The following is a 25,092-nucleotide window of genomic DNA, read 5'->3' as shown; positions in this document are numbered from 1 at the left end:
AATACCTGAACACCTGAGTACCTAGACATTCACACCACAACAATCGACAGGACACACGCAACATGCAATGGGAAGTGGTGATCGGCCTCGAGACGCACACGCAGCTCTCGACGGTCTCGAAGATTTTCTCCGGCGCGTCCACCGCCTTTGGCGCGGCGCCCAACACGCAAGCGGCGCCCGTTGACCTGGCGCTGCCGGGCGTGCTGCCGGTGCTGAACAAGGGCGCCGTCGAGCGCGCCATCGTGTTCGGCCTGGCCATCGGCGCCAAGATCGCGCCCAAGAGCATCTTTGCGCGCAAGAATTACTTCTACCCCGATCTGCCCAAGGGCTACCAGATCAGCCAGTACGAGATCCCCGTGGTGCAGGGCGGCACGCTGACCATCCAGGTGGAAGGCAAGAACGGCCAGCCCGGTTATGAGAAGACCGTGCAGCTCACGCGCGCCCACCTGGAAGAAGATGCGGGCAAATCGCTGCACGAAGACTTTGCCGGCATGACGGGCATCGACCTGAACCGCGCCGGCACGCCGCTGCTGGAAATCGTGACCGAGCCCGACATGCGCAGCGCGGCCGAAGCCGTTGCTTACGCCAAGGCGCTGCACGCGCTGGTGATGTGGCTGGGCATCTGCGACGGCAACATGCAAGAAGGCAGCTTCCGTTGCGACGCGAACGTGTCGGTGCGCCGCGGCCCGGATGCGCCGTTCGGCACGCGCTGCGAAATCAAGAACCTCAACTCGTTCCGCTTCCTGGAAGAGGCGATCAACTACGAAGTGCGCCGCCAGATCGAACTGATCGAAGACGGCGGCACCGTGGTGCAGGAAACCCGCCTGTACGATCCGGACCGCAAGGAAACGCGCTCAATGCGCAGCAAGGAAGACGCGCAGGATTACCGCTATTTCCCCGACCCGGACCTGCTGCCGCTCGTCATTGGCGACGATTGGATCGAGCGCGTGCGCGCCACGCTGCCCGAACTGCCGGCCGCCATGGCCGCACGCTTTGAATCGGCTTACGGCTTGCCGAAGTACGACGCCAGCATCCTCACCGCCACCAAGGCGACGGCTGCGTATTTCGAAGCCGTCGTGGCGGATGCCGGCGCCGCGAACGCCAAGGCCGCGGCCAACTGGATCATGGGCGAGGTCGCCTCGAACCTGAACCGCGCCGACCTGGAAATCGATGCCGCACCGGTCAAGCCTGCGCAGCTCGCCAAGCTGCTGGCGCGCATTGCCGACGGCACGATCAGCAACAACACCGCCAAGAAAGACGTCTTCCCCGCCATGTGGGCCGGCGAACACGGCGCCGATGCCGACGCGATCATCGCCGAGAAGGGCCTGAAGCAGATGTCGGATTCGGGCGAGCTGGAGAAGATCATCGACGACGTGCTGGCCGCCAATGCCAAGTCGGTCGAGGAATTCCGCGCCGGCAAGGAGAAGGCATTCAACGCGCTGGTCGGCCAGGCCATGAAGGCCACGCGCGGCAAGGCCAACCCCGCACAAGTCAACGAACTGCTGAAGAAGAAACTCGGCGCAGCCTGATGAGCACCTCCACGATGAACGCACAAGACGTCGCCAACTACCTGCAGGCGCATCCGGCCTTCTTTGAAGAGCACGCCGAGCTGCTGGCCGCCATTCAATTGACGAGCCCGCACAGCCATCGCGCGGTGTCGCTGCAGGAGCGCCAGATGGAGATCCTGCGCGACAAGAACAAGCACCTCGAACTCAAGCTGTCGGACCTGATGCGCCACGGCAACGAGAACGACCGCACGCAGCAGCGCGTGCACGCCTGGACGACGCGCCTGCTCGGCGAGGCTGACACGCATGCGCTGCCGTACGCCGTGCAGGATGGTCTGCGCGAAATCTTTGACGTGCCCGCTGTGGCGCTGCGCGTGTGGCAGGTGGGCGAAGAATTTGCACACCTGGAAGTCGCGCAGGGCGTGAGCGAGGAAGTGCGCCTGTTTGCAGCGGGCCTGCGCGCCCCGTATTGCGGCACCAATGCCGGCTTTGAAGCGGCCGGCTGGCTCGATACGTCGGATACCGGCGGCGCGCCCATCGAATCGCTCGCGATCGTCACGCTGCGCGTGCCGGTGCGTGGCGATGCCGATGCCAGCGCCGCGCCGGCATTCGGCCTGCTGGTGTTGGGCTCGCCGGACGCCCGTCGCTTCCATGACGGCATGGGCACGACCTACCTTGCCCAGATCGGCGAACTGGCCTCTGCCGCGCTCAACCGCCTGCGCGACTGAGCGCAGCCCGCCGCATGCCGCAATCTGCTTCAGCCGATGACCATGGCGCTCGGCCGCCGCATCCGCAGATTGCGGCGTACCTTGACGCGCTGAAGTTCGAGCGGCAGCTCTCGCCCCACACGCTGGAGAGCTACACCCGCGAGTTGGCCGTGCTGCAGCGCCTCGGTGCCCAGCACGCCGCCAACGTCGATCTCACGCAACTGCAGTCCCACCATATCCGCCGCATGATGGCGCAGCTGCACGGCGATGGTTTGTCGGGCCGCAGCATTGCGCGGGCGCTGTCGGCGTGGCGCGGCTGGTTCAAATGGATGGCGCTGCGCGATGCCGCCGTCACCGCCAATCCCGTCGATGGCGTGCGCGCCCCGAAGAGCCCGAAGCGGCTGCCGAAAGCGTTGTCCGTGGAGCAGGCTGTCGCGCTGATGGAGCAACTGCCCGGCGACGATGCGGAGACGGTGCGCGACCGTGCCGTCAACGAGCTGTTCTATTCGTGCGGGCTGCGGCTCTCCGAGCTGGTCAGCCTCGACATGCGCCACGTGAAGGCCGGCGCGTATGAGTCGGCGAGCTGGCTCGATCTGGAGGCGCGCGAGGTGCAGGTGCTCGGCAAGGGCAGCAAGCGGCGCACCGTGCCGGTGGGCACCAAGGCGGCGGAGGCGCTGGCTGCATGGCTGGCGGTGCGCGAGCAGCTTGCCAAGCCCGACGCAGCACCCGAAGACGCGCACGCGCTGTTTCTCTCGCCGCGCGGCAAGCGGCTGGCGCAGCGGCAGATTCAATTGCGCATGAAGCGCAACGCCATCGCGGCGGGTGTGCCGGCGGATGTGCATCCGCACGTGCTGCGGCATTCGTTTGCCACGCACATGCTGCAGTCGTCCGGCGACCTTCGCGCCGTGCAGGAACTGCTCGGCCACGCCAGCATTGCCAGCACGCAGGTTTATACTTCGCTCGATTTTCAGCACCTGGCCAAGATCTACGATCAGGCGCATCCCCGCGCAAAAAAGAAGTAGCGCATTGCCCGAGCCATCGGGCACCCCATCCCCAGTCGTATGCAAACCCTGATTCTGAAGCCCGGCAAGGAGCGCTCGCTGCTGCGCCGGCACCCGTGGATTTTCGCCAACGCCATCGATCGCGTGGAGGGCAAGCCGGCCTCCGGCGCGACCGTCATCGTGCGCGCGCACAACGGCCAGTTTCTGGCGCGCGCCGCGTTCAGCCCCGTTTCGCAGATTCGCGCGCGCGTGTGGAGCTTTGATGAATCGGAGCCCGTCGACCACGCGTTCTTCAAGCGCCGCATTGCCGCGGCCGTGGCGTACCGCCGCGCGTGGGTGCACGACACCGACGCCGCGCGCCTCGTCATGGGCGAAGCCGATGGCCTGCCCGGCCTGATCGTCGACCAGTACGGCACAGGGAATGCGGGCCAGCTCGTCTGCCAGTTCAGCGCCGCGGGCGTGGAGCACTGGAAGCAGGCGATCGTCGCCGCGCTCATCAAAGAGACGGGTTGCCCGAACGTCTACGAACGGTCGGATGTGAGCGTGCGCGAGCGTGAAGGCCTGGAGCAGATGACCGGTGTGCTGGCCGGCGCCGAGCCGCCCGCCGATCTGTCCGCCACCGAGCACGGCGTGCGTTATTACGTGGACGTGCGCGAAGGCCACAAGACCGGCTTCTACGTGGACCAGCGCGACAACCGCGCGCTCGTCGGCGCCTTGGCGCGCGATCGCGATGTGCTGAACTGCTTCTGCTATACCGGCGGGTTTTCGCTGGCGGCGCTCAAGGGCGGGGCGCGCTCGGTGGTGTCGATCGACTCGTCGGGCGAGGCGCTGGCGGTGGCTGAACGCAACGTCACGCTCAACGGCTTCGATCCGGCGCGCGCCGAGTGGCTGGACGCGGACGTCTTCAAGTCGCTGCGCAACTTTCGCGCGGAAGGCCGCCAGTTCGACCTGATCGTGCTCGATCCGCCCAAGTTTGCGGCGTCGGCGCAGCAGGTCGATCGCGCGGCGCGGGCGTACAAGGAGATCAACCTTGTCGGCATGCAGTTGCTGCGCCCGGGCGGCCTGCTGTTCACGTATTCGTGCTCGGGCGCGATCGACGCAGACCTGTTCCAGAAGATCGTCGCGGGTGCGGCGGCCGATGCGAAGGTGACGGCGCGCATCCAGCGCCGGCTGGCGGGCGGCGTCGACCACCCGCTGCTGACGAGCTTCCCGGAAGGCGAATACCTCAAGGGCCTGCTGCTGCAAGTCGGCTAGCAATTTGTCGCAATTTTTGGCTTGTCCCGGCAAGCCGCCATTGCGAAGATGCGGTCCTCCGTTTTCCGCATCACGTCGATGGCTTCCAACGCTGCCCATCACGCGACGGGTTGGGCAGCAGGCCTGATTGCCGCCACCCTCGTCGCACAGGCTTCGCACACTTCCCTCGAACATCTCGGCAGCCTCCTGGCGTTTTGCGCGGCGGTGGCCGGCAGCACCGCGCCCGACTGGATGGAGGTGGCTTGGTGGACCCGTGCGCGCCGGCTCTGGATCACGCACCGCACCGCCACCCATTGGGGCATCGGCTGGGTGGCGGTGCTTGTTCTGTCATACCAGGCGCTCGGCCATGCGCACCTGTGGGCGCCGCTGCTGTTCGGCTTCGCGTGCGGTGGGCTGATGCACCTGCTGGCGGACTGGCCCAATCCGCTGGGTGTGCCCTGGATCTGGGGGCGCCATTCGCTGAACCTGTGGAAGAGCGGCCGCTGCGACCTGATCGTGGTGACGCTGGCGTGGGTCGCGGCATGCTGGCTGGTGCGGCCGCTGTGGGCGGCGACGGCAACGCGGGTGGTGGGTTGGTTCGCCCACGTGGCGCGATGAGCCGATCGCCTCGACATCGTCTGATGGAAGCCGGGCCCGCGAACGACTAAGTTGGAACCGCCGGACGCCACGCGTCCGAATCCAACTCCGTTTGCGCAAGCGTTGCGCAAACGCCCTCACCGGGAGTCGTCGATGACACTGGATGTGACGCGCAAAGACCCTCGCTACAACACGCTCAAACATGGCTTCAACCTGCGCTGGCCGTCGACGGACGCGCAGGCCGCGAGCCGCATCGCCCTCATTGAAAAGCCCGACGATGTGGCGCCCGCCGTGCAGCGCATCATCAACGCGGGCCAGCGCCCGACCGTGCGCAGCGGCGGACATTGCTACGAGGATTTCGTCTCCAACAACCCCGACGGCACGATCGTCGACCTGAGCCTGCTCGCCACGCCCGAAGTGCGTGCCGACGGGGCGGTGCGCATTCCGGCCGGCACGCAGAACTGGAACGGCTACCTGGAGCTGTACAAGCGCCGCAACGTAACGCTGCCGGGCGGCTCCTGCTATTCGGTGGGCGCGGGCGGGCATATCTGCGGCGGCGGGTACGGGCTGCTTTCGCGGCTGCAGGGGCTGACGGTGGATTGGCTCTCGGCCGTGGACATCGTCACGGTCGACAAGACAGGTAAGGCCGCTGCGCGCACGGTGGATGCGGCGCATGATCCGGATCTGTTCCGTGCGTGCCGCGGCGCGGGCGGCGGCAACTTCGGCGTCATCACGGGCTACACCTTCGCCAAGCTGCCCGAGGCGCCGCAGGAAGTGGCGCTTGCCACCGTGGCGTTCGACTGGGCGACCATGACACCGCAGCGCTTTGCCGAACTGCTGCGCATCTACGGCGAATACTGGGAGACGCGCGGCAAGGATCCGGACACGTGGGGCATGTTCTCGCTGCTCAAACTCACGCACAAATCGTCGGGGCAGATCGTGCTGCTCACGCAGTTCTGCAACCCGGATGGCACGTGCCGCGATCTCTCCGTCCTCAACGATTTTCTGAACCGCTTCCAGGCTTGCGCGCCGACGCCGGTCAAGGGGCGCCCGCCCGGCTACGGCCCCGCGCACAGGCAGGGCGTGGGGCAACTGCTCTGCTCCAAGCCGCACACCATCGTCCAATACGACTGGCTGACGGCCACGCAGTATCTGAACGGCTCGGGGGCCAATCAGCGCGGCAAGTACAAGTCGGCCTACATGAAGCGCGGCTTCACGGCACGCGAGGCGCAGCGCATCTACGCCCACCTCACGCGGACGATGCCGGGCGTCGATCTGAGCCAGTCGTTGCTGCAGGTCGATTCGTACGGCGGCGCGGTCAACAAGGCCGAGCGCATTGGCGACACCGCCGTGCCGCAGCGGGCGTCGATCATGAAGCTGCAGTACCAGACGTATTGGACCTCCGCGGCAGATGACGCCGGCCACCTGCGCTGGATCAGCGATTTCTACCGCGATGTCTATGGCGCGCCCGATGTGCCTGCGCCGCACAGCGGCACGCCGTACCCAGGCGACCGGTACGAGGGCTGCTACATCAACTACCCCGACGTCGACATGCTCGCCTACCCGTTCTGGCCGCAGCTCTACTACGGCAGCGGCGACTTGTACGCGTTTCTGCAGGATGTGAAGCGCCGGTATGATCCGAACAACATCTTCCACCACGCCATGTCCGTGCGTGTTTGATGGAGCCCTCCCATGACCAATCGTCTTCGTCGAACTTTCATGCAGTGGACCGGTAGCTTGCCTTTGCTGGGCGCTCTTCCCAAAACCGTCATGGCCCAGGCGGCCGAGCAACCTGCCGCGTCGGGCGCGCAGCCCGCAGGCAATGCACGCCCTCCCCGCTTTGCCTATGTCGGCACGTACACGTTCAATGCGCCGGGCGGCACCGCCGGTGGCCCCGCCGCACGCGGCATCTATGTGCTGGCGCCCCGCGGCGATGCATGGACGCAGGTGCAGGTCGTCGAAAGCGCGAATCCGTCGTTCCTGGCCGTGCACCCGAATCAGCGGTTCCTGTACGCCATCAACGAGCTTGAGGTGTATGAAGGCCGGCCGAACGGCAGCGCCGAGGCCTATGCGATCGACGCGCGCGACGGCAAGCTGACGCTGCTGAACCGCCAGCCGCTGTCGCTGTCGGGCACGAACCCCGCACACGTGGTCGTGTCGCCGGACGGCAAGCACCTGTGCGTGTCGATCTACAGCGGCGGCGCGTACAACCTCCTGCCGATCGGCGAGGACGGCAAGCTCGGCACCGTCTCCGGCATCTTCAAGGACACCGGCTCCGGCCCCCGCCCCGAACAGGAAGCGCCGCACGCGCACATGATGCTGTTCGACACCACCGGCGGCCACGTGATCGGCACCGACCTGGGCACCGATCGCATCAACGTGTTTGCCATTGAGGGCGGCAAGCTTGCCCCGCGTGACCGCGCGCAGCTCAAGCCCGGCAGCGGCCCGCGCCACCTGGCGCTGCATCCGCAAGGCAAGCTGCTCTACGTCATCAACGAACTGGAAGGCTCGGTCGCCTGCCACGGTTACGACCCCGCCACCGGCCACGTGCAGGAAGAGCGTCAGCGCATTTTCACCACCCCTGCCGACTACACCGGCCAGAAGAGCGGCGCCGAGCTGCTGATGCACCCGTCCGGGCGGTTCCTCTACGCCAGCAACCGGAAGCTGAAGTCCGACCACCCGCTGGCCGACAGCGTGGCCGCCTTCAGCATTGACGCCTCGGGCAAGCTCGCGCCGCTTCAGTACTGGAGCGAGGGCGTGCACTTTCCGCGGGCGATGACGATGGCGCCCGACGGCAGCCACCTCTACGTGCTCAACCAGAAGGGCGACACCATCCTGCGGCTGCGCATCGACGGCCAGACCGGCAAGCTGGACCAGCCGGCGGTGGTGGCGAAGGTGCCGACGCCGGTGTGTCTGGCATTTGCGGCATAAGCGCTACCGCCGCGCGAAAAGAAACTCTGGGCGGTGCAAGGCCGCCCAATTGCAACTCAATTGCAGCAACCCGCGCCCCGTGGGACAATCCCGCGCATGAATACCCCGGCCCCGCGCGACGATCTCGCCACTTCGCAACCCAGTTCGCCTGAAGAGGCTGCCCGCGCACGCCTGCGCGGCCTGGGCAGCCGTGTGACCGAGCCCCGCGTGCGCGTGCTCGCTGTGCTCATGCAGGGCGCCGATGCGCTCTCGCACCAGGCGGTATGCGATGCGCTGCCGGACGATTCCGGCATCGACCGCGTGACGGTCTACCGCGTGCTCGATTGGCTCGTGGCAGGCGGCATCGTCCACAAGACGGCCGGGGCCGATCGTGTCTTCCGCTTCAGCCTGGCCGAGCACGATGCCGCGCGCGAAGCGGCGCACCGCTCGCACAGTCACTTCCACTGCACGCAATGCGGGCGCGACTTCTGCTTGGAGGGTGCCGAGCCGCCGGCCATGCCGAAGGCCGCCCTGCCCGCCGGCTTCGCAGCCGACCATGCCGAACTCACCATCAAGGGCGCTTGCGCGGATTGCGCGCATCTGGCGGCCCATCACAAGACAGGAAACGCATCATGTCCAAAATGATCCCGGTCACCATCCTTACGGGCTTTCTCGGCAGCGGTAAGACCACGCTGCTCAAGCGCATCCTGACCGAACAGCACGGCATGAAGATCGCCGTGATCGAAAACGAGTTCGGCGAAGAGAACATCGACAACGACATCCTCGTGCAGGACGGCAACGAGCAGATCGTGCAGATGAGCAACGGCTGCATCTGCTGCACCATCCGGGGTGACCTGGTGAAGGGATTGTCCGACTTGCTCACGCGCCGCGACAACGGCCAGATCCAGTTCGATCGCGTGGTCATCGAGACCACCGGCGTTGCGAACCCCGGCCCCGTTGCCCAGACGTTCTTCATGGACGACGAGATCGCCAGCCGCTACCTGCTGGATGCCGTCATCACGCTGGTCGACGCCAAGCACGGCAACATGCAGCTCGACAAGCAGGAAGAGGCGCAGCGCCAGGTGGGCTTTGCCGACGCCATCTTCATCACCAAGAGCGATCTGGTGTCCGCCGACGACGTGGACGCGCTCCGCCACCGCCTGCTGCACATGAACCCCCGCGCCCCGATCCGCACCGCCAATTTTGGCGACGCGCCGATCGACACCATCTTCGATCTGCGCGGCTTCAATCTGAATGCCAAGCTGGAGATCGACCCCGACTTCCTGCGCGAAGACGGTCATGATCACAACCACGATCACGATCATGACCACGCCTGCTCGGCCGATTGCGATCACGATCACGACCACGATCATGAGCACCACGGTCACGGCCATCACCACCATCACGGGCATGCGCACCATACCGACCGCATCGCCTCGTTCGTCTTCCGCAGCGAACGGCCGTTCAACTACACCAAGCTGGAGGAGTTTCTCTCTGGCGTGCTGAACATCTACGGCGAGAAGCTGCTGCGCTACAAGGGCGTGCTGTACATGGAAGGCGTCGACCGCAAGGTCGTATTCCAGGGCGTGCACCAGCTCATGGGCAGCGATGTGGGCGGCAAATGGGACGGCGAGACCCCTTCCAACCGGATGGTGTTCATTGGTGTCGACCTGCCGCGCGAAACGATTCTGAAAGGATTGGAGAACTGCCTGGCCTGATCCGGCCGCTTTTACCCTCCTTTCGGGTGGCCCCGCCGCGCGCTTTCAGGCAGAATCCGGGCCGGATTTTGTGTCCGTGTTTCTCCGATAGTTCGGGTAAGATCGTTCAGCTACAATAGGTCGATTTAGAAGCACGTCGTCCGAAGCACGTCCGATAGGAGAGCAGGCGATGGTGACTAAGACCAAGGAAGGGCCCGGCGCCAACGTTGGAGCCGGGCAGTCCGGAACGGAGTCGGCAGCAGCCCAGGCTGCGCCAGCCACCCGAAAAAAAGCGGCAGGGGGCGCCGCTGCGGGAGAGGCAAAAGGAGGCGCGCGGGGCGGCAAGTCCGCCGCCAGCCAGAATGAGTCCGACGCATCCCCGCGCAAGGACGACGCGATAGCCGAGACGGCGCGCGATTTACCAGGATCATCTGCAGCAACCATGAGCAGCAAGAAACTACTCACCGAAGCCGAAATCCTGAAGATGAGCGACAAGGATTACATGAACGAGGCGCAGCTCGCCTTCTTCAAGGACCGGCTTGTAAAAATGCGCGATGAAATTCTCGCGAACGCCAACCAGACCACCGAGCACCTGCGCGAGACCGTGATCGTGCCGGACCCGGCAGACCGTGCCACGATCGAAGAGGAGCACGCGCTGGAGCTGCGCACGCGCGATCGCGAGCGCAAGCTGCTCAAGAAGGTCGAACAGTCGATCGCCCGCATCGATGCCAACGACTACGGCTATTGCGACGAAACCGGCGAGCCGATCGGCATTCCGCGCTTGCTCGCTCGCCCGACGGCCACGCTGACGCTGGAGGCGCAAGAGCGCCGCGAAAAGCGCCAGAAGTTGATGGGTGACTGACGCACGCGTCGCAGTTGTCTGACGCATTCATTTGATTTGGCAGCCCGGTAACTCACCGGGCTGTTTGCTTTGTTTGGCCACGAACCGAGGCCGCTGATCATGTCCCGTCCGCTTCCCGTTACCGTGCTGTCCGGCTTTTTGGGCGCCGGCAAGACCACGCTGCTCAACCACGTGCTCGCCAACCGCGAGGGCAAGCGCGTGGCCGTGATCGTCAACGACCTGTCGGACGTCAACATCGACGCGCAGCTCGTGGGCGATGGCACGGCCACCAGTGCGCAGCTTTCGCGCACCGACGAGCGCATGGTGGAGCTGTCCAACGGCTGCATCTGCTGCACGCTGCGCGAAGACCTGCTCGACGAGATCGCGCGCCTGGCGCGTGAAGACCGCTTTGACTATCTGCTCATCGAATCGACCGGCGTGGCCGAGCCGCTGCCGATTGCCGAGACGTTTACGTTTGAAGATGCTGAAGGCGACGTGCTGTCGGACCTCGCGCGCCTGGACACCATGGTCACCGTCGTTGATGCGCAGCACTTCCTGGCCGACTACGACGCTGCTGATTTTCTGTCCGATCGCGGCCAGGCCCGTGATGAGGATGACGATCGCACTGTCGTCGACTTGCTCATCGAACAGGTCGAGTTTTGTGACGTGATCGTGCTCAACAAGATCGACCTCGTGAGCGACGCCGAGCGCGAACGCCTCGCCGGCATCCTGCATTCATTGAACCCGCGGGCGCGCATCGTGCCGGCATCGTTCGGCAAGGTGCCGTTGGACGAAATCCTCAATACGCATCGTTTCGATTTCGATGCCGCATCGGCGGCGCCTGCGTGGCTGGCCGAGCTGCGCGGCGAACATGTGCCGGAGACCGAGGCGCTCGGCATCGGCAGTTTCGTCTATCGCCGCCGCGTGCCGTTTCATCCGCAGCGCCTGTGGGACCTGATGCATACCGAGTGGCTGCGCGAACACGGTCGCGTGCTGCGTTCGAAGGGCTATTTCTGGCTCGCTTCGCGGATGGACACGGCGGGCAGCTGGGGGCAGGCGGGCGGCGTCATGCGTCACGGCGGCGCCGGCGCCTGGTGGGCTGCGGTCGATGAAGCCGAGTGGCCCGACGAGGAAGAAGCCCGTGCAGACATCGCGGACAAGATGCACGACAACGGTGCGCCCGCGCAGTGGGGCGACCGCCGTCAGGAACTCGTCTTCATTGGCACAGACCTGGACGAAGCCGCGCTCATCGCGCAACTCGACACCTGCCTGCTGACCGACGCTGAATTGGCCGCCGGGCCCGAAGCGTGGGCCGCGCTGCCCGATCCATTCCCGGCGTGGGCCTACGACGACCACGACGATGACGACGGCGACGACGATCACGATCACCAACACGGTGACGACTGCGACTGCGGGCACCATCACTGAGCACGCAGACCCCCTGCTTCATCGACGTTGACACCGGCGTCGTCCGGTCCTGACAATCCCCGAACGTTTTGCTTTCGTCACGAACCATCGGGGAGTCGTCATGCCGGTCCTGCGTCTGCTGCGCGCCGCAAACCTGGTCGCAGCGCTGTCTTTTGCCACGGCGCTTTCGGCGCTCACGCCGATCGCGTCGCATGCCCAGCCGGCCTCCACGCTGGTGATTGGGCTGTCGAGCGACATCACATCGCTCGATCCGCACTTCCACAACGTCACGCCCAATTCGAACGTTGCCGAGCATATGTTCGAGGCGCTGATCGCCAAGGACGAGAAGATGCGCATGAAGCCCGGCCTCGCCATGTCGTGGAAAGCCCTGAGCGATACGGTGTGGGAGGTGAAGCTGCGTCCGGGCGTGCACTTCCATGACGGCAGCGAGTTCACCTCGGCCGATGTCGTGTATTCGCTCGCGCGCCCCGCCACCATCAAGAACAGCCCGTCGCCGTTTACGATCTACACGCGGGGCTTCAAGGAGGTGACGGCCGTCGACAAGCTGACCGTGCGCATCACCACGAACGGCCCGTACCCGCTGGTGCCGAACGATTTGTCGACCATCTACATGGTGTCGAAGAAGGCCGTGGAAAAAGCTGGCCCAGACGACTTCAACAACGGCCGCGCCATGGTCGGGACCGGGCCGTACAAGTTCGTCTCCTTTAGCCGGGGCGATCGCGTTGAACTCGCGCGCTTTGACGGCTACTGGGGCAAGAAGCCGCAATGGCAGCACGTGACGCTGCGCATTTTGACGGCGGACGCACCGCGCGTGGCGGCGCTGCTGGCTGGCGACGTGCAGGTCATCGAGAACGTGCCGAGTTCCGACATCAAGAAGCTGTCGACCAACCCGGCGGTGACGGTGTTCAAGATGCCGGTGTTCCGCATGATGTATCTGCATATGGATTCGAACCGCGATGTGTCGCCGTTCGTGACCGACAAGGCAGGCAAGCCACTGCCGAAGAATCCGCTCAAGGACGCACGCGTGCGCGAGGCGATCTCGCTGGCGATCTCGCGCCAGGCCATCGTCGACCGCGTGATGGAAGGCGCGGCCGAACCGACGGGCCAACTCGTGAACAGCGCGCTGTTCGGCCACGTGCCGGGCCTGAATGCACCTGCGGCAGACCCGGCCGCAGCGAAGAAACTGCTGGCCCAGGCCGGCTACCCTGACGGTTTTGCCATCACGCTGCACGCCACCAACAACCGTTATCCGAACGATGACCGCGTCGCGCAGGTGGTCGCTTCGATGCTTTCGCGGGTGGGTATTGCCACCAAGGTCGAGACGCTGCCGTCGGCGTCATTCTTCACGCGAGCGAACAAGCTGGACTTTTCGTTCCTGCAGGCCGGCTGGGGTGCGGATACGGGTGAAGCCAGTTCCAGCCTGAAAGCGCTGCTGGCGACGTACGACCCGGCGCGCGGCTGGGGTGCGTCCAATCGCGGTCGCTATTCGAACCCGGCGCTCGATGCCAAGCTGACCGAAGCGCTGCAGACCCTGGACGACAGCAAGCGAGAGCGGCTGCTGCAGGAAGCCACGGAAATCGGCATGCGCGATGACGGTGTGATTCCGCTCTACTTCAATATCAACGTGTGGGCGGCGCGCAAGGGCTATACGGTGATGCCGCGTCTTGATGAGCGCACTTACGCCTTCGACGTGACGCGCTAAGCGGGGAGCAAACGGCGTAGGAAGCGATTTCCGGCGCACAAAAAGTGTGCGTTGTGACGGAAATCAGGCTTGAAATCCTCCGGGCTGGCGTCAAGTATGAAGTTCTTTGGCCGGCCCGCTGGGGGCCGCGCCAAGCCGGACCCTAGGAACAAGCGCATGGAACAGTATCACGGCACTACCATCGTCAGCGTGCGGCGCGGCAACCAGGTTGCGCTCGGCGGCGACGGGCAGGTCACGCTCGGCAACATCGTCATGAAGGGCTCGGCCCGCAAGGTGCGCGCCATCTACGACGGCAAGGTGCTGGTCGGCTTTGCCGGCGCCACCGCCGACGCCTTCTCCCTGCTCGACCGTTTTGAAGCCAAGCTGCAGAAGCATCAAGGCAACTTGCTGCGCTCGGCGGTCGACCTCGCCAAGGACTGGCGCACCGACCGCGCCCTGCGCCACCTTGAGGCGATGCTGATCGTCGCCGACCGCGAAGCCACGCTCATCATCACCGGCAATGGCGACGTGCTGGACCCCGAAGGCGGCATTGCTGCCATTGGCTCGGGCGGCTCGTATGCCCAATCGGCCGCCAAGGCCCTGATGGAGAACACCGACCTCGCCCCGCGCGATGTGGTGGAAAAATCGCTGCGGATCGCCGGCGAACTCTGCATCTATACCAACACCAATTTCGTGATCGAGACGCTCGAATAACGAACGCCCCCATCGACAGGATTCCCATGTCTGAAACCATGACGCCGTCGGAAATCGTCTCCGAACTAGACAAGCACATCATCGGCCAGCACAAGGCCAAGAAGGCTGTGGCCGTGGCGCTGCGCAACCGTTGGCGCCGCCAGCAGGTGGGAGACCCGCTGCGCCAGGAAATCACGCCCAAGAACATCCTGATGATCGGGCCGACCGGCGTGGGCAAGACCGAGATTGCGCGGCGCCTCGCCAAGCTCGCCGACGCACCGTTCATCAAGATCGAGGCGACGAAGTTCACGGAGGTCGGCTACGTCGGCCGTGACGTCGACACCATCGTGCGCGATCTCGCCGAGATGGCCGTCAAGCAGACGCGCGAATCCGAGATGAAGAAGGTGCGCGCCAAGGCCGAAGATGCAGCCGAAGACCGCATTCTTGACGTGCTGATCCCGCCGCCGCGCGATATCGGCTTTGCGCAGCCAGAAGAGAAGGATTCGACCGCGCGCCAGACCTTCCGCAAGAAACTGCGCGAAGGCCAGCTCGACGATAAGGAAATCGAACTGGAAGTGTCGGCCGGCGTGCCCAGCATGGACATCATGGGGCCGCCCGGCATGGAAGACATGACCGAGCAGATCCGCTCGATGTTCGCGGGCCTGGGCCAGGGCAAGAAGAACCGTCGCAAGATGAAGGTGAAGGAAGCCTTCAAGCTGCTGATCGACGAAGAAGCCGCGAAGCTCGTGAACGAAGATGAGCTGAAGCAGAAGGCGGTCGCCAACGTCGAGCAGAACGGCATCGTGTTCCTGGACGAGATCGACAAGATCGCGAGCCGCAGCGAATACGGCGGCGGCGAGGTATCGCGCCAGGGCGTGCAGCGTGACTTGCTGCCGCTGGTGGAAGGTACGACCGTCAACACGAAGTACGGGATGATCAAGACCGATCACATCCTGTTCATCGCGTCGGGCGCGTTTCATCTGTCCAAGCCGAGCGATCTGATTCCCGAACTGCAGGGCCGTTTCCCGATTCGCGTGGAGCTGGATTCGCTGTCGGTTGAGGATTTCCGGGCGATTCTCACGCAGACGGACGCGAGTCTGACCAAGCAATATCAGGCACTGCTGAAGACGGAAGGTGTCGACCTTGTGTTTGCGGAAGACGGTATCCGCCGCTTGGCGGAGATCGCCTGCTCGGTCAACGAGAAGGTCGAGAACATCGGCGCGCGCCGCTTGTACACGGTGATGGAGCGGCTGCTTGAAGATCTGTCGTTCCACGCGCACAAATCGTCAGGCGAGACCGTGACCATCGACGCCGCGTACGTCGACGAGCGCTTGAACGAGCTGTCGGGCAACGAAGATCTGTCGCGCTACGTGCTGTAAGCATGTAAGCAACGCATTCCATATGCATTTCGGGCCGCATCGGAGACGATGCGGCCCGTTTCGTTTGGAGGGCGGCAAACCTAGGCGCAGCAAGGGTTTGCTCAGGATCACCCGGAGTCGGGTCCGTTATCTGCTGAAGAAGGTGGTGCCGCACAGACAATGCGCGCCGCGCACCTGGCGTGCGCGATTCCAATCACGACAAGGAGAGAAGCGTATGAAACCGATCCAACGCCTGGCCCTGTGTTGCGTGCTCGCCTGCGCCCCGTTGGGCATTGCCCATGCCCAACTTACTCCCGCGCCGACCGGCCCCGCCGGTGCCTCCGCACCGAACGATGCCAAGCGCGCCGCTTACGACAGTGCCGTCAAACAAGCCGATGCCAATTACAAGGCCGCCAAGGACAAGTGCGATGCGATGAAGGGCAATGACCGCGACGTCTGCCGCGCGCAGGCCAAGGGCGATTACAACGTCGCCAAAGCCAACGCGATGGTGGAGCGCGATGGCACTGAAGCCGCCCGCAACCGCGCCGCCAAGGAAAAGGCGGAGGCCGACTACGACGTCGCCAAGACGAAGTGCGATGCCATGAAGGGCAACGAAAAGGACACCTGTGTGAAGGACGCGAAGGCTGCCTACACGCGTGCCAAGGCCGGCGACGAAGTGAGCCATGCCAAGGCTACCGGCGATGCCAAGGACGTAAGCGAAGCGCGCCGCGATGCCGTCAAGGACACCAACGACGCCAATTACAAGGCCGCGAAGGAGCGCTGCGACGCCATGTCGGGCGATGCCAAGACGAAGTGCCAGAACGACGTGGCTGCCAAGTTCAAGAAGTAAGCCACCCTGAAAGGTCGACACGGGCGGCCTGCGGGTCGCCCATGTTTTGTTTCAATCTCTCACTCGCAACGGAGGACGTATGAACTGGGACCAGATCGAAGGTAAATGGGATCAAGCCAAGGGCAAGGTCAAGGAGAAGTGGGGCCAGCTCACCGACGATGACCTGACCGTGATCCGCGGCAAGCGCGACCAGCTTGCCGGCAAGATCCAGGAACGTTACGGCTACACGAAGGAGCGCGCCGAAGACGAACTCAAGGCGTGGGAGCGCGACACCCGCTGGTGATGCCGCGCTGATGTAGCCTCGCGGCCGGCGCTTATTTGGCGACCGGTCGCTTGCCCAGCTTGCGCTGCAGCGTGCGCCGGTGCATGTTCAGCGCCCGCGCCGTGGCGGAGATATTGCCGCCGTGTTCAGCCAGCACGCGTTGGATGTGCTCCCACTCCAGGCGCGCGACGGACAGCGGTGCTGGGTTTTCCATGGTCTGCTCGGCCACGGCTTCAGACACGCCCACCTGCAGCGCAAGCAGAATCGAATCGACATTGGCCGGCTTGGCCAGGTATTCGTCAGCCCCGAGCTTGACCGCCTGCACGGCCGTGGCAATGCTCGCGTAGCCCGTGAGGATCAGCATGCGCGCGTCGGGTAGCGCCTGGCGCAGCGGGGCAATCCAATGCAGGCCGGAATCCGTGCCGCCATGGGGCATCAGGCCCTTGTCGCTGGCGGCCAAATGCAGATCGACGGTGACATACGAGAACCGCGTCTGGCGCGCCAGGGCCAACGCCTCGCCGCCGGTGTGGGCGATCTGCGGAGCAAAGCCGCGCCGCGTGAGCGCGCGCGCCAGTGTCTGCGCAAAGACATCGTCGTCGTCGAGGATCAGAAAGGGGGCGGGCTGCTGCATGGTGTTCTCCGGGGCCGTACGCGCACGGGGCTGCGTCAGGCCGTCTCGTTATGTGAAGAGGGTGGGCGCGCCCATGATGGGCGCGGCCGCGTGTTCCATCGGACCGCCGACCGGCAGTCGGAGTTCGGCAATGGCGCCTTGCGGCGGGTTCGGACGCAGCACCACGGTACCACCCAGGCGGCGCGCGGTGGTCGAGGCCAGGTACAGTCCGATGCCGTGACCGCCGTGGCGGCTGGGCACCGGTGTGCGGCCGAGCGACGTCCGCAGGTCTTCCGGCAGACCCAACCCCGTATCCACGATCGACAGCACGATCTGCGGCGGCATATCGCGGAGCACGTCCGGGTTGGCGTCGATCTTGGCGGTCAGCAGCAGCGGCACGAGGTCGCGCCCGGCGTGGTGCTGGCTGCGGGCGGCGTTGTCCAACAGGATGGTCAGGATCTGGCCGACGTTCACTGCATCCAACGCCACCGCTTGCGCGGCAGGCGACGTCTCCGTGTGAAGGCGGATGTCCGGATGCCGCAACTGCCATGTCTGCGTGAAATCCGGAAGCCATTGGCCAAGCGGTTCGGGCCCGCCGTCGCTGGGTTTGCGCTGCAGGCGCGCCAGGGCGGCGCGGCACAGTTCGAGCTGCTGTTCGATGGCGCGCAGGTCTTCGCGGTACGGGCCGAGCGGAGAATCGGGCTGCTTCGCGTCGTGCTGCAGCTCGCCGGTGATGACGGCCACCGTAGACAACGGGGTGCCCATCTCGTGCGCCACGCTCGCGCCTTGCGACATCAAGGCTTCGATGCGTTGCTCGCGCAGCAGTCGCTCGCGTGCTTCGGTCAGCTGCGCTTCGCTCTCGCGCAGTGCGGCGGACAGGCGCGCCGTAAAGCCGGCGATCATCGCGCTGCTGGCCACGAAGTCGATCCACATGCCGGCCAGGTGATACGCCACCGCATCGGCCTGGTTTGCCAGCTTCAGCGGGATGTAGTTGCCGAGCATCATGCTGTAGGCGGCCAGCGCGTAGAGCGTCAGGCCCACCACGTGTGCAATCGGCAGCATGGCCGCAGCAATCGCCAGCGCCGGCAGGTAGAACGAGACGAACGGGTTGGTCGCGCCGCCCGTGAAATACAGCAGGGCGGACAGCGCGGTCAGGTCCACCAGCAGTTGAACGGTGATCTCGATATGCTGCACGGGCCGGTTGCGCCGCACCCGCCATCCGGTGAGCAGGTTGAACAGCGCGTGCAGGCCCATCACGCTCAGCAGCGGCACCACCGGCAGCTGCACGCCAAACACCAGCGGCGCGAGCAGCATCAGGACCAGCTGGGTGGCCAGCAGGCTCCATCGCAGCCAGAAGAGGCGGCGTAGACTGGATGCGTCCAGCAGTGGCGCGGCAAGAGACAGGGTGGAAAGCATGGTGGACAAGTGTAAACGTGCGCACCGCGCGGTTCTCCGTGCGGCGATGCGTCAATCAGCCGCACAATTGTGCACCCAACCTATCTCCCCACAAACGCTGTGCTTTAATGCGCAGCACGTTTGTCCCGACAGGAGCCCTTGATGATGACGTCCCGATCGATCCGTTCTTCCGCTTGTCTGGCTGTGCTTGCTGCTGGCCTGCTTGCCAGCGCCGCCGCGTTCGCACAGGTCACGGTGCAGGACGCCTGGGTGCGCGGCACTGTGCCAGGCCAGACGTCCAGCGGCGCGTTCATGACGCTGCAATCGGCCGACGGCGCCAAGGTGGTGGGCGTGTCGACGCCCGTGGCCGGCACGGCCGAGATTCACGAGATGAAGATGGAAGGCAACGTCATGCGCATGCGCGCCGTCCAGTCGCTGGAGCTGCCGAAGGGCCAGACGGTGCAGCTCAAGCCGGGCGGCTACCACGTGATGCTCATGGACCTCAAGCAGCCGCTCGCCAAGGACGCCACCGTGCCGCTCACGCTGAAGGTGGAGCTGGCCGACAAGCGCGTCGTCGAGCAGAAGGTCGAGGCGCGTGTGCGCGACCTGACCGCCGGCAACATGCCCGCCATGAACCACGGCGGCGAACACAAACATTGATGGCTTGCGGCGAGTGTCGCTTCAAGCCAAGCAAGGGAGCATTCCCATGGCTAACAAGACACTGGGCACTCGCCAGAAACTGACGTTCCGCATCGAGCCTTCAACGAAGGCCGGCACTGCGCGCCCGCGCAACGTTCTCGTGCCGCTTGCCCGCGGCCGCAAGGCCGGCGCCCACACCGAAGGCGGTCACGCAGAGCGCCAGCGCGGCCGGGCCGAGGTCCGCCGCGCCCTCCGCACGCTGGACGACGACAGCCAAGACAAAGACTGATCAGGTCGCTTCAGACGCTGCCCGCGCCTGCGCAATCGCTTCGCGCAGGCAACGCTGGCAGCGACAGCCCTGCCCGGGGCGCCGCGCGCTGGCCGGCAGCGTTTCTTCGGTCATGCACCAGCACGTCGCGTCGGGCTGCTTACCGTCGCCGATCGCTCCGCAGCGCATCTGTGCGCCGCAGACCGCGCATACCGTGTTGGCGGCAGACGAGGTCACCCTTGGCTGCTCCCGTCTTCGTCTTGCCCAAGCTTGTGCATCGCCTGGCGCAAAAAACCCATCTGATGCGAGAACCGCGTACACGCATCGCAGGCAAACAGATGTACGCGCAAGCGTAGCCGCTCGCCTGTGGAGAGGTCGCGGTCCATCTTCGACACCAGCATGCGGTGGGCTTCTTTGCAGGTGGGCAGTCCCCAGCGGTTCGGCATGGTTGTTCTCTGTGATGCGGCTTAGGTGCGCCTACGGGCAATTCAGGCGGCGGCGGGCTGATTGCCGAACCAGTGCAGGTCAAGGCACTCGCGCAGGCGCATGCGGGCACGGTAAAGCAGTGCCCAGGCATTGGTCGCGGTGATCTGCAATTCCTGACAGATTTCGTCGGTTTCCAGCTCCAGCCACTCGCGCATCATGAAGACGCGGCCAACACGTGGCGGTAGCCGATCAACGCACATCTGCAGCACGTCGAAGAACTCGCGCCGTGACAGCGCGGCATCGGGGTCGCCCCAGTCGGACGGCGGGCTGGTGTAGTGGCCGTCGGCGGCGAACAGGCTGTCGAAGACGGCCTCGTCGGAACGCATGCCGGCCTCGTCGGATTCACCGCCCGCAAGCAGCGAGACGCGCACTTCGCGGCGCCCCGAGCGGATCGCATCGATGATCTTGTGCTTGAGGATGCCGATCACGTAAGTCTTGAGCGAGGCGTTGCCGGCAAAGCGCTCCGGGTGCTCGAGCACGGCCAGGATGGTGTCGGCCACCGTGTCTTCTGCCAGGGCCGTGTCGCGCAATTGCAGTTGCGCAAACCGCAGCAGGTGAGGGCGCAGCGCGTCGAGTTGGTCGGGTGCGATGGCCATGTTTCCCCAGGGTGTTCTTTGTCCGCAACGGTTTGTCAGGCACGCAAGCTGCGGCCAGGACCGCGCGGGCTTTTCTTGTAAAATCGCGCCTGCCGAAAATGGGCTGCTGCATTTTGTGCGGCACGCGACATTCGGCGCTCCATCATACCCGCCTCAATCCGCCCAATCCCGGATGTCACCGTCATGACCGCTTCTGCTGCCCCCGACCCTGCTGGCCTCGCCCCCGAACTCGCACACATTGCGCCGGCGTTGAAGGCTGAAATTCTCGCACAGGCCCTGCCTTACATCCGCAAGTTCCATGGCAAGACCATCGTCATCAAGTACGGTGGCAACGCCATGACGGAGGAGAAGCTGAAGCATGGCTTCGCGCGCGACGTGATCCTGCTCAAGCTGGTCGGCATGAACCCGGTGGTGGTGCACGGCGGCGGCCCGCAGATTGACGAAGCCCTGAAGAAGGTCGGCAAGCAAGGCACCTTCATCCAGGGCATGCGCGTGACCGACGAAGAGACCATGGAAGTGGTCGAGTGGGTGCTTGGCGGCGAAGTCCAGCAGGACATCGTCATGCTGATCAACCAATACGGCGGCCAGGCGGTCGGCCTGACCGGCAAGGACGGCGGCCTGATTCGCGCCAAGAAGCTGAAGATGCCGGACCGGGAGAAGCCGGGCGAATTCATCGACATCGGCTTCGTGGGCGACATCGAGACGATCAACCCGGCCGTGGTCAAGGCGCTGCAGGACGACGCGTTCATTCCGGTCATTTCGCCCATCGGTTTCTCTGACGAAGGCCAGGCCTACAACATCAACGCCGACGTCGTGGCCGGCAAGATGGCCGAGATCCTGAAGGCTGAGAAGCTGGTCATGATGACCAACATTCCGGGCGTGATGGACAAGCAGGGCAATCTGCTGACCGACCTGTCGGCGCGCGAGATCGACGAGCTGTTTGCCGACGGCACGATCTCGGGCGGCATGCTGCCGAAGATTTCGTCGGCGCTGGATGCTGCCAAGAGCGGCGTGAACTCCGTGCACATCGTCGATGGCCGCATCGAGCATTCGCTGCTGCTGGAAATCCTGACCGAACAGGCGTTCGGCACGATGATCCGCTCGCACTGATGCGAACCACCCGGGCGGTGCGGGTGCGCCATGCTGCGCGCGCCTTCCCGCGCGAGGTGCCGGCGGGCTCCGCGCCCGCCCGGCAGCCGGTCTGGCTGTTCGACCTCGACAACACCCTCCACCACGCCTCCCACGCGATCTTTCCGCAGATCAACCGGCTGATGACGGCGTACGTGGCGCGCGTGCTCGGCACGGATGACGCCACGGCCAGCCAGGTGCGTGTGGACTATTGGCGCCGCTATGGCGCCACGATTCTCGGCATGGTCCGCCATCACGGCGTCGACCCCGATGATTTCCTGGCCGAGGCACACCGCTTTGAAGACCTGCGCGCCATGGTGCGCGCCGAACGCGGCCTCGCCCAACTGCTGCGCGCCCTGCCGGGGCGCAAGATCCTGCTGACTAACGCGCCGGTTGCCTACGCGCGCGAGGTGCTGCGCCTCATTGGCCTGAAACGCGCATTCCTGCGCGAAATTGCCGTCGAGCACATGTGGGTGCACCGGCGCCTGCGCCCGAAACCCGATCCGCTGATGCTGCGCCGCTTGCTCGCCCGCGAGCGTATTGCGCCATCGCGCGCCATCCTCGTCGAAGACACGCTTTCTCACCTCAAACGCTATCGGCGCCTGGGGATCGGCACGGTGTGGGTGACAGGCTACCTGCGGCGCGTGCCGCCTGGCGGGCAGCCGACGTCCACTGCCGACGCATTGCATCCAATGCAAGCGGCGGCCGTTGGCGCGCGTGCAAATTCACCACATCAACCGGCCGCCACACCGATTTTGTTCGCCAACCGGCCCGGCTATGTGAGCGTGAAAGTAAAATCGGTGCTTCAACTAAAACGAAGGCTTGTTCGACGCGGCTAGGCAGTGGTAACTCCGCGCTCAGAACGGGAGAGGGGCCAGGAAGTCATGAGCAACGCGCAAACGGAGTTTCCGACCGCCGAGCCGGTCGCGGACGTCGCCATAGAAGCACCGCCGGTACGCAAACGGCCCCGCCCAGGCGAGCGCCGCGTGCAGATTCTGCAGACGCTCGCCGGCATGCTCGAGCATCCGCGTGGAGAAAAGATCACAACGGCTGGGCTGGCTGCACGGCTGGATGTGTCCGAAGCGGCGCTGTACCGCCACTTCGCCAGCAAGGCGCAGATGTTCGAAGGGCTGATCGAATTCATCGAGCAGACCGTCTTCGGCCTCATCAATCAGATCACGCTGCGTGAAGAACACGGCTTGCGGCAGGCGCATGCCATCGCGCACATGCTGCTGTCGTTTGCCGACAAGAATCCGGGCATGACGCGTGTGCTGGTGGGCGATGCGCTGGTCGGCGAAGACGAGCGCCTGCCCGAGCGCATGGCGCAATGCCTGGATCGCATCGAGGCATCGCTCAAGCAGAGCCTGCGCATGGCGGTCACGCAGGGCGCCTGGCCGGCGGATACCGACATCGCGTCGCGTGCCAACCTGCTCGTCTGCGCGGTGCTGGGGCGCTGGCATCGGTATGCAAAGAGCGGTTTCCGGAAGTCTCCGGTGGAAGGTGCGGATGCGCAGTTGCGCGTGCTGTTGGCCTGAGCGTGCATCCCCCAAACAAAAGCCCCGCATTCGGGGCTTTTTTGTTGCGCACGCCGTAGGTCAGCCAACGGTGCGTATCGCTTCCGCCAAGGTATGAAACCGCGCCGCAATCTGCTCGGTTTCCACGTGGCCATAGCCCAGCAGCAGCCCAGGCAGGCGGCGCGCATCGTCCTGGTAATACCGTGAGAGCGGCCGCGTGACGACGTCGTTGGCAAGCGCCAGATCCGCCACGGCCACATCGTCGGTGCCGGCCGGCAAGCCCAGCACGAGATGCAGGCCGGACGCGCCATCGTGCACGGGCAGCGCGTCGCCAAACTCGCGGTTGATGGAAGCCAGCAGCGTTTCACGCCGTTCCGCATAGACGCCGCGCATGCGCCGGATGTGCGAGACGAAATGGCCTTCCGCAATGAAGTCCGCCAGCACCGCCTGCGTGAGGATCTGGCCGCCGCGGAACATCTCCGACAAGCCCGTCGTAAATGCATCGGCCAGCGCGGGCGGCACGACCAGATAGCCGATCCGCAAGCTCGGGAACAGCACCTTCGAGAACGTGCCCATGTAGAGGACGCGCCCGCCTTCATCCAGCCCTTGCAATGACGGCAGCGGGCGGCTGCCGTAGCGGAATTCGCTGTCGTAGTCGTCTTCGACGATCCACGCATCGGTGGCGTGTGCGGTGGCCAGCAGCGCGCGGCGTCGCGCCAGGCTCATCACCGAGCCGAGCGGGTATTGGTGCGAGGGCGAAACCACCATGAGCTTGGGCGGCTTGCTGCGCTGGCGCCCGCGCGTGGGGATGTCGAAGCGCATGCCTTCGTCGTCCACCGGCAACGGCACCGTGCGTACGCCCGCAGCGGTGAGTACGCTGCGCACGCCCCAGTAACCCGGGTCTTCGGTCCATGCGCTGTCGCCGGCGTCGCACAGCAGTTGCGCGATCAGCTGGAGCGACGGATGGATGCCCGCGGTGATGATGATCTGCTCGGGCTCGCAGCGCACGCCACGCGCGGTGCGCAGGTAGTCGGCCAGCGCGGTGCGCAGCGGCAAGTAACCCGCGCCTACGGGATACGTCAGCAATGCGGGCGACGGCTTGCGTAGCAGCCGGTTGTGCAGGCGCGACCAGATGCGCGCCGGAAACATCCGCACTTCAGGCACGCCCGGCATGAAGGCGCCCCATTGGCGCGAGCTGGCGCCTGCATCGCGCACCAGCGCACGGCCGCGCGTCGAAAGCATCGGCGCAGACGGTGCGGCTGCCTCGGCGATCGGCGCGGCGGCCACTGCGGCAACGGCTGCGGCCGGTGCAGGCGCCGCGTCCAACCGGTCCGGCGCGGTATCGGCGACGAAGGTGCCGCTGCCCACGCCCGCCGAGACATAGCCTTCCACACCGAGTTGCTCGTAGACGTGGATGACCGTGTTGCGCGCGATGCCCAGCTCGGTCGCCAGCTGCCGCGACGACGGCAGGCGGGTGCCCGGCTGCAGTTCGTCGCGCAGGATGCCCTCTTGCAGCACGCGATACAGACGGCGGTGGTCGGGCTCGCCGCCCGGCCCGGCACGGTCGAAGCGGCGCTGCAGGTAGTCGACCAGCATGCTGGCGCGGTGCGTAGGTGAGTGGTCGGCCATGGCGGGTGATGGAGCCAAAGTGGTTCCAAAAGAAAAACCTGATTGGGTCTTATTGTACAGAGCC

27 protein-coding genes are annotated in these 25,092 nt (G+C 65.3%); 21 read left to right on the top strand and 6 right to left on the bottom strand.

Annotated features, from left to right (window positions below; genetic code table 11):
* Nucleotides 1–62: 62 nt before the first annotated feature.
* From gatB to R2669_RS13565, 16 genes are all read left to right on the top strand, one after another.
* Entirely contained in the window at nucleotides 63–1,529 is a 1,467-nt protein-coding gene (gene gatB / locus R2669_RS13640; RefSeq protein ID WP_316900609.1) for an Asp-tRNA(Asn)/Glu-tRNA(Gln) amidotransferase subunit GatB, read from the top strand.
* A gap of 14 nt (nucleotides 1,530–1,543) precedes the next feature.
* Nucleotides 1,544–2,233: a DUF484 family protein gene (locus R2669_RS13635; protein WP_316900866.1), complete on the top strand. Its 690-nt coding sequence runs from the start codon at nucleotides 1,544–1,546 to the stop codon at nucleotides 2,231–2,233.
* Between the two features lie 14 nt (nucleotides 2,234–2,247).
* Nucleotides 2,248–3,234: a tyrosine recombinase XerC gene (gene xerC, locus R2669_RS13630; RefSeq protein WP_316888980.1), complete on the top strand. Its 987-nt coding sequence runs from the start codon at nucleotides 2,248–2,250 to the stop codon at nucleotides 3,232–3,234.
* Nucleotides 3,235–3,273: 39 nt separating this feature from the next.
* A complete protein-coding gene (locus R2669_RS13625) occupies nucleotides 3,274–4,467 on the top strand; it encodes a class I SAM-dependent rRNA methyltransferase (protein WP_316900607.1) in 1,194 nt (397 codons plus the stop codon).
* A 78-nt stretch (nucleotides 4,468–4,545) separates the two neighbouring features.
* Entirely contained in the window at nucleotides 4,546–5,064 is a 519-nt protein-coding gene (locus R2669_RS13620) for a metal-dependent hydrolase (protein ID WP_316900865.1), read from the top strand.
* Nucleotides 5,065–5,196: 132 nt separating this feature from the next.
* Entirely contained in the window at nucleotides 5,197–6,723 is a 1,527-nt protein-coding gene (locus R2669_RS13615; RefSeq protein WP_316900606.1) for an FAD-binding oxidoreductase, read from the top strand.
* Nucleotides 6,724–6,735: 12 nt separating this feature from the next.
* On the top strand, nucleotides 6,736–7,974 hold the full coding sequence (locus tag R2669_RS13610; protein ID WP_316900604.1) for a lactonase family protein: 1,239 nt from the start codon (nucleotides 6,736–6,738) through the stop codon (nucleotides 7,972–7,974).
* Nucleotides 7,975–8,070: 96 nt separating this feature from the next.
* Nucleotides 8,071–8,598 carry a Fur family transcriptional regulator gene (locus R2669_RS13605; RefSeq protein WP_316900602.1) on the top strand — a complete coding sequence of 176 codons (528 nt, stop codon included), beginning with the start codon at nucleotides 8,071–8,073 and terminating at the stop codon, nucleotides 8,596–8,598.
* Entirely contained in the window at nucleotides 8,586–9,671 is a 1,086-nt protein-coding gene (locus R2669_RS13600; protein WP_027678670.1) for a CobW family GTP-binding protein, read from the top strand. The genes R2669_RS13605 and R2669_RS13600 overlap by 13 nt, the downstream gene beginning before the upstream one ends.
* A 421-nt stretch (nucleotides 9,672–10,092) precedes the next feature.
* Complete coding sequence (gene dksA, locus R2669_RS13595; RefSeq protein WP_024977044.1) at nucleotides 10,093–10,512, top strand: RNA polymerase-binding protein DksA; 420 nt, start codon at nucleotides 10,093–10,095, stop codon at nucleotides 10,510–10,512.
* A gap of 99 nt (nucleotides 10,513–10,611) precedes the next feature.
* Nucleotides 10,612–11,919, top strand: a complete 1,308-nt coding sequence (zigA, locus tag R2669_RS13590) for a zinc metallochaperone GTPase ZigA (protein ID WP_316900600.1) — start codon at nucleotides 10,612–10,614, stop codon at nucleotides 11,917–11,919.
* 100 nt (nucleotides 11,920–12,019) lie between these two features.
* The gene (locus R2669_RS13585) at nucleotides 12,020–13,621 is read left to right on the top strand and encodes an ABC transporter substrate-binding protein (protein WP_316900598.1); all 1,602 of its coding nucleotides are present in this window, start codon (nucleotides 12,020–12,022) and stop codon (nucleotides 13,619–13,621) included.
* Between the two features lie 156 nt (nucleotides 13,622–13,777).
* Nucleotides 13,778–14,314, top strand: coding sequence for an ATP-dependent protease subunit HslV (hslV, locus tag R2669_RS13580; RefSeq protein WP_015856093.1), 537 nt, complete (start codon nucleotides 13,778–13,780; stop codon nucleotides 14,312–14,314).
* Between the two features lie 26 nt (nucleotides 14,315–14,340).
* Nucleotides 14,341–15,672 (top strand): ATP-dependent protease ATPase subunit HslU, encoded by a 1,332-nt coding sequence (gene hslU, locus R2669_RS13575; protein ID WP_316900596.1) that lies wholly within the window; start codon nucleotides 14,341–14,343, stop codon nucleotides 15,670–15,672.
* Between the two features lie 214 nt (nucleotides 15,673–15,886).
* Nucleotides 15,887–16,501, top strand: a complete 615-nt coding sequence (locus R2669_RS13570; protein ID WP_147215056.1) for a hypothetical protein — start codon at nucleotides 15,887–15,889, stop codon at nucleotides 16,499–16,501.
* Between the two features lie 79 nt (nucleotides 16,502–16,580).
* Nucleotides 16,581–16,784, top strand: a complete 204-nt coding sequence (locus R2669_RS13565; RefSeq protein WP_024977038.1) for a CsbD family protein — start codon at nucleotides 16,581–16,583, stop codon at nucleotides 16,782–16,784.
* A 31-nt stretch (nucleotides 16,785–16,815) separates the two neighbouring features.
* Here R2669_RS13565 and R2669_RS13560 read toward each other — a convergent pair whose 3' ends face one another.
* Together R2669_RS13560 and R2669_RS13555 are read right to left on the bottom strand one after the other, a co-directional pair.
* Nucleotides 16,816–17,394 (bottom strand): response regulator transcription factor, encoded by a 579-nt coding sequence (locus R2669_RS13560; RefSeq protein WP_024977037.1) that lies wholly within the window; start codon nucleotides 17,392–17,394, stop codon nucleotides 16,816–16,818.
* A gap of 48 nt (nucleotides 17,395–17,442) precedes the next feature.
* Nucleotides 17,443–18,789 (bottom strand): ATP-binding protein, encoded by a 1,347-nt coding sequence (locus R2669_RS13555; RefSeq protein ID WP_147215058.1) that lies wholly within the window; start codon nucleotides 18,787–18,789, stop codon nucleotides 17,443–17,445.
* 144 nt (nucleotides 18,790–18,933) lie between these two features.
* Here R2669_RS13555 and R2669_RS13550 point away from each other — a divergent pair, with 144 nt between their 5' ends.
* Together R2669_RS13550 and R2669_RS13545 are read left to right on the top strand one after the other, a co-directional pair.
* Nucleotides 18,934–19,428: a copper chaperone PCu(A)C gene (locus tag R2669_RS13550; protein WP_430708795.1), complete on the top strand. Its 495-nt coding sequence runs from the start codon at nucleotides 18,934–18,936 to the stop codon at nucleotides 19,426–19,428.
* Between the two features lie 46 nt (nucleotides 19,429–19,474).
* A complete protein-coding gene (locus R2669_RS13545; protein ID WP_316888968.1) occupies nucleotides 19,475–19,696 on the top strand; it encodes a hypothetical protein in 222 nt (73 codons plus the stop codon).
* Here R2669_RS13545 and R2669_RS13540 read toward each other — a convergent pair whose 3' ends face one another.
* From R2669_RS13540 to R2669_RS13530, 3 genes are read right to left on the bottom strand one after another with little or no spacing between them, the layout of a single operon-like run.
* Nucleotides 19,697–19,912, bottom strand: a complete 216-nt coding sequence (locus R2669_RS13540; protein WP_147215061.1) for a cysteine-rich CWC family protein — start codon at nucleotides 19,910–19,912, stop codon at nucleotides 19,697–19,699. It abuts the gene before it with no gap.
* Nucleotides 19,909–20,121: a zf-HC2 domain-containing protein gene (locus R2669_RS13535; RefSeq protein ID WP_147215063.1), complete on the bottom strand. Its 213-nt coding sequence runs from the start codon at nucleotides 20,119–20,121 to the stop codon at nucleotides 19,909–19,911. The genes R2669_RS13540 and R2669_RS13535 overlap by 4 nt, the downstream gene beginning before the upstream one ends.
* A gap of 42 nt (nucleotides 20,122–20,163) precedes the next feature.
* Nucleotides 20,164–20,757 (bottom strand): sigma-70 family RNA polymerase sigma factor, encoded by a 594-nt coding sequence (locus R2669_RS13530; protein ID WP_004628241.1) that lies wholly within the window; start codon nucleotides 20,755–20,757, stop codon nucleotides 20,164–20,166.
* Between the two features lie 183 nt (nucleotides 20,758–20,940).
* On the opposite strand from R2669_RS13530, the gene argB reads away from it, so the two are divergent.
* The 3 genes from argB to slmA are packed head-to-tail and all read left to right on the top strand — an operon-like array spanning nucleotide 20,941 to nucleotide 23,420.
* On the top strand, nucleotides 20,941–21,867 hold the full coding sequence (argB, locus tag R2669_RS13525) for an acetylglutamate kinase (protein WP_316900592.1): 927 nt from the start codon (nucleotides 20,941–20,943) through the stop codon (nucleotides 21,865–21,867).
* A complete protein-coding gene (locus tag R2669_RS13520; RefSeq protein WP_316900591.1) occupies nucleotides 21,867–22,724 on the top strand; it encodes an HAD-IA family hydrolase in 858 nt (285 codons plus the stop codon). Before argB ends, R2669_RS13520 begins: the two co-directional genes overlap by 1 nt.
* Nucleotides 22,725–22,769: 45 nt before the next feature.
* Nucleotides 22,770–23,420 carry a nucleoid occlusion factor SlmA gene (gene slmA / locus R2669_RS13515; RefSeq protein ID WP_027678656.1) on the top strand — a complete coding sequence of 217 codons (651 nt, stop codon included), beginning with the start codon at nucleotides 22,770–22,772 and terminating at the stop codon, nucleotides 23,418–23,420.
* A 60-nt stretch (nucleotides 23,421–23,480) separates the two neighbouring features.
* Here the strand turns inward: slmA and pdxR are convergent, their stop codons facing one another.
* Nucleotides 23,481–24,995: a MocR-like pyridoxine biosynthesis transcription factor PdxR gene (gene pdxR, locus R2669_RS13510; protein WP_316889238.1), complete on the bottom strand. Its 1,515-nt coding sequence runs from the start codon at nucleotides 24,993–24,995 to the stop codon at nucleotides 23,481–23,483.
* Nucleotides 24,996–25,092: the final 97 nt, after the last annotated feature.

The organism is Ralstonia edaphi (genome assembly GCF_958350185.1).
Lineage (GTDB): Bacteria > Pseudomonadota > Gammaproteobacteria > Burkholderiales > Burkholderiaceae > Ralstonia > Ralstonia edaphi.
Note: the sequence above shows the minus strand (reverse complement) of the source record. Positions and strands in the feature narration are given on the sequence as shown.